Genomic DNA, 3,073 nt, shown 5'->3' with positions numbered 1-3,073 from the left:
GATCAGGCCGGAGTGGATCGGCGCCAATCTTGTGATCGAAGGGGTGCCGAACCTCTCGATGCTGCCGGCCGGCACGCTGCTGTTCTTCAAGGGCGGCGTCACCATCAAGATTGACGCACAGAACGGACCTTGCCGCATCGCCGGCCGGTCGCTCGCCGAAAACGCCGGAATGGCCGACGTCGAAGCCGGCGCGCTGTTGTTCCCAAAAGTCGCGAAACGGCTGCGCGGCGTCGTCGCCTGGGTCGAGAAGCCCGGAACGGTCAGGGTCCGCGAAGAAATCTCGGTGCGCGTGCCGGAGCAGTGGATCTATTCGGCATAGCTGTGCGGCAACCAGAGGGCAGGAGCTACGCCGCCGTGGCGGCGTAGCCAAGCTCACTAGGCGTTAGCTTTGCGGTTCTTCTTGGCGCCTTGCGCCATAACGGAAACGTGGTCCCACTTGTCCCATGTGGCGAGTCGGTTGGCGTATTCCTGGCGTATCATCGGCAGGCCGCCGTCGCCGAAGAACACCCTGAGCGGTGGCTCGGCGGCGTCGACAATGGCCAGCATCGCCGGCCCGGTGGCCTCTGGATCGCCGGCAACGGAATTGGCGCGGCGCTCTGCCATCTTCGCACGGGCGGGCGCATAGGCCTCGATCGGCTGAGAGATCTTGGCCGACGGGCCGGCCCAGTCGGTGGAGAAGCCGCCCGGTTCGACCAGCGTCACATGGATGCCGAATTCCGCGACCTCGATGCTCAGCGACTGGCTGAAGGCCTCCAGCGCCCATTTCGAGGCGTGGTAGAGGCCGAGCGAGGCAAAGGCATTGACGCCGCCGATCGACGAAATCTGGATGATGTGGCCGGAACGCTGCGCCCGCATGATCGGCAGTGCGGCCTGAGTGACCCACAGCGCGCCGAAGACATTGGTTTCGATCTGGTCGCGAGCTTCCTGTTCGCTGACCTCCTCGATGGCGCCGAAATGGCCGTAGCCGGCATTGTTGACGACGACGTCGAGCCGGCCAAAACGCTTGTGCGCCTCGGCGACTGCGGCATCGACGGCTTTCTTGTCGGTGACGTCGAGCTTTATCGCGGCAATCCTGTCGCCGTATTTCTCGACGAGATCGGCGAGCGTGCCGGCATCGCGGGCGGTGGCCGCGACGCTGTCGCCGCGCGCGAGTGCAGCCTCGGCCCAGACGCGACCAAAGCCCTTCGACGATCCGGTGATGAACCAAACCTTTGATGTCATGATCTTGGAGTCCTTGCCCCTGCGGGCGTGATTTTGCGTGAAAGCGGAGGCTTCTCCGCTTTCGGGCATATACGGTCCGTCCTCTGATTTTCCAGAGGCGACCGGAATCTTTCGAAAAAGACGCCTGAATTATCAGGGATAATTCACCTGAGACGACCACGCCGGATCCTCGTGCTTCTCCCAATAGAGCGCCATCAGCCGGCTGGTGATCGGTCCGACCTTGCCGTTGGCGATCGCCGCGCCGTCGATCTCGGTCACCGGCATGATGCCGCCCGCGGTCGAGGTGATGAAGACCTCGTCGGCCTCGCGCAATGCAGTGACGCTGACATCGGCCGCGGTGGCGGCAAGACCTTGTTCGGCGCAGAGATCGAAGACGGTGCGGCGGGTTATGCCCGGCAGCACGCCAATGGAAGGCGTCGACAGCTTGCCGTCCCTGACGCAGAAGACGTTGAAGCCCGGACCCTCGGCGACATTGCCGTTGAAGTCGAGGATCAACGCGGTCTCGGCGCCGCGATCATAGGCATCGTAGAGGCCGCGCACCAGATCGAGCCAGTGGTAGTTCTTGATCGCCGGGTCGATCGAGGCCGGCGGAATGCGCATCTTGTCGCTGATGGCGACACGCAGGCCGCGCTGCAACTGCTCGGCATTGGCGACCGAGCCGAACGGCACGGCGAACGCCATGAAGCGGTTGACCGCCTGGCGCGGGTCGCGGCTGAAAGTCGGCGAGGCGCCGCGTGTGCACAGCATTTCGACATAGGCGGCGTGATGACCGGACAGCGCCACGCAATTGTGCAGGATTTCTGTCACGCTGTCGCGATCGAAGGGAATGGTCATGCGCAGCTTTTCCAGCCCGCCGAAGAAGCGCTCGAGATGCAAATCGAGGCGGAAGAAGCGGCCATTCCAGACATGCACGGTGTCGTAGGTGGCGTCGGAATGCAGAAAACCCCAGTCCAGCACCGAGATCTTGGCCTGCGACATCGGCAGGTATTGGCCATCGAGGAAGGCGACGCCCTCGGGATAGGAGTGCGGGTCGACATGGCGGTCGCCAACCACGGGCAGTTGCTTCTCGTCCTGTGTTGCCAATGTCCGGCTCATCGGGGCCTCCTGTCACGCAGGCGAGAGGCTAGCGGCGCTGGGCAGAAGGCATAGTGCCACCCGCCCGGCGCTGTTCGGCCTCCATGACGATCTGGCCGATACATTCGATCGCGATTGCCCTATCGTTCCGGGTCTGAACGGGAGGGGAAAATGGGTAGGTTTGGGGCCGTCACAGCGGCAATGATGATGTTCGCCGCTGCGGGCGACGCCCGCGCCCAGTGCGCGCGCGAAGGCGAGGAATTGTGGCAGAGCGGCCAGACCTATCGCTGCGAGAAAACCGGCGGCGAATTGACGGCGACCTTCCAGAATGTGCCTTGCGCGGTGAACGTGCCGTCGCTGAGCGGCACCTGGGTAGGCAATGGCCACCAGAGCCCGGCCGGTGACGCCGGCGCCGACTGGGCGATCGTCATGACCATCAACGATGGCAGCGCGTCGATCGATTATCCGTCGCTCGGCTGCGGCGGATCGCTGTCGCAGAGATCAAGGGACGACATTTCGGCGGAATACCACGAGAGCATCACCTACGGTCAGGACAAGTGCATCGACGGCGGCAACATCACCGTAAGGTTTTACAAGGGCAATCTGTCCTGGATTTGGGTGGGCCACGCCGATGGCCAGCCCTACAATGCGGTCGCCGTGCTGAAGCGGAAGTAGCCGTGGTCATTCCTCCTCGTCGTCGGCGTCGAGCAGGCGGGTTGCGCGCCAGCGGGTGAGCACGATGTTGGTCTGCTCGATGACGAAGAAACGCGCCGAGTCG

The 3,073-nt window shown here is 63.8% G+C and carries 3 protein-coding genes and 2 pseudogenes; 2 read left to right on the top strand and 3 right to left on the bottom strand.

What is annotated here, in order from left to right:
- Positions 1-319, top strand: a pseudogene (locus EN749_RS33400) (molybdenum cofactor sulfurase); the annotation flags it as partial.
- A gap of 56 nt (positions 320-375) precedes the next feature.
- On the opposite strand, the gene EN749_RS33395 reads toward EN749_RS33400, so the two are convergent.
- Together EN749_RS33395 and EN749_RS33390 are read right to left on the bottom strand one after the other, a co-directional pair.
- Positions 376-1,221, bottom strand: a complete 846-nt coding sequence (locus EN749_RS33395) for an SDR family oxidoreductase (protein WP_127272444.1) — start codon at positions 1,219-1,221, stop codon at positions 376-378.
- A 132-nt stretch (positions 1,222-1,353) separates the two neighbouring features.
- Positions 1,354-2,316 carry a D-amino acid aminotransferase gene (locus EN749_RS33390; RefSeq protein WP_128364766.1) on the bottom strand — a complete coding sequence of 321 codons (963 nt, stop codon included), beginning with the start codon at positions 2,314-2,316 and terminating at the stop codon, positions 1,354-1,356.
- A gap of 150 nt (positions 2,317-2,466) precedes the next feature.
- Here EN749_RS33390 and EN749_RS33385 point away from each other — a divergent pair, with 150 nt between their 5' ends.
- On the top strand, positions 2,467-2,970 hold the full coding sequence (locus EN749_RS33385) for a hypothetical protein (RefSeq protein ID WP_128364765.1): 504 nt from the start codon (positions 2,467-2,469) through the stop codon (positions 2,968-2,970).
- Positions 2,971-2,976: 6 nt separating this feature from the next.
- On the opposite strand, the pseudogene EN749_RS39175 reads toward EN749_RS33385, so the two are convergent.
- Positions 2,977-3,073, bottom strand: a pseudogene (locus tag EN749_RS39175) (DUF2293 domain-containing protein); the annotation flags it as partial.

It is taken from the genome of Mesorhizobium sp. M7A.F.Ca.ET.027.02.1.1 (assembly GCF_004022985.1).
In the GTDB taxonomy this organism is placed as follows: Bacteria; Pseudomonadota; Alphaproteobacteria; order Rhizobiales; family Rhizobiaceae; genus Mesorhizobium.
This window is presented reverse-complemented; position numbering and strand designations above follow the sequence as displayed.